Source organism: Stenotrophomonas sp. 3diitr2024 (assembly GCF_042136455.1).
GTDB lineage: Bacteria > Pseudomonadota > Gammaproteobacteria > Xanthomonadales > Xanthomonadaceae > Stenotrophomonas > Stenotrophomonas sepilia.
In genome coordinates, this window is sequence record NZ_JBHHMJ010000205.1 from 1 (window position 1) to 681 (window position 681).

The window sequence follows — 681 nt, forward strand, 5'->3', positions numbered from 1 at the left end:
GCGGCGTCGACCTGGTGGTGGGCCTGGTGGAAACCCATGGACGCACCGATACCCAAGCCCTGTTGGAGGGCCTGCCGCAGCTGCCGCTGAAGGACGTGGCCTATCACGGCCATGCCCTGCAGGAGATGGACCTGGACGCCGTGCTGGCACGGCATCCAGCGCTGGTGCTGGTGGACGAACTGGCCCATCGCAATGCACCGGGCAGCCGTCACGAGCGGCGCTGGCAGGATGTGATGGAGCTGCTGGACGCCGGCATCGATGTCTGGACCACGGTCAACATCCAGCATCTGGAAAGCCTCAACGACGTGGTGATGCGGATCACCGGCGTGCGCGTCAGCGAGACCGTGCCCGACGGCGTGCTCGACCGCCTGCACGACATCGTGCTGGTCGATCTGCCGCCGCGCGAACTGATCGCTCGCCTGCAGCAGGGCAAGGTCTATGTGCCCGAACAGGCCGCGCAGGCACTGCAGGCGTTCTTCTCGCCGGCCAACCTGACCGCGCTGCGCGAACTGGCGATGCAGGAAGCCGCCGACCGCGTCGACAGCAGCCTGCGCGAAACCCGCGCCGCGCGTGGCGAAAGCAATCTGCCCCTGCGTCGCGGCGTTCTGGTGGCCATCGACGGGGGCGGCCAGAGCGAATACCTGGTGCGGGTGGCGCGGCGCATCGCAGAGCGCCGGCTAT

1 pseudogene is annotated in these 681 nt (G+C 68.4%); it reads left to right on the forward strand.

Features of this window, described 5'->3' with window-relative positions:
* Positions 1–681 (forward strand): annotated as a pseudogene (locus ABGA94_RS04740) (histidine kinase); the annotation flags it as partial.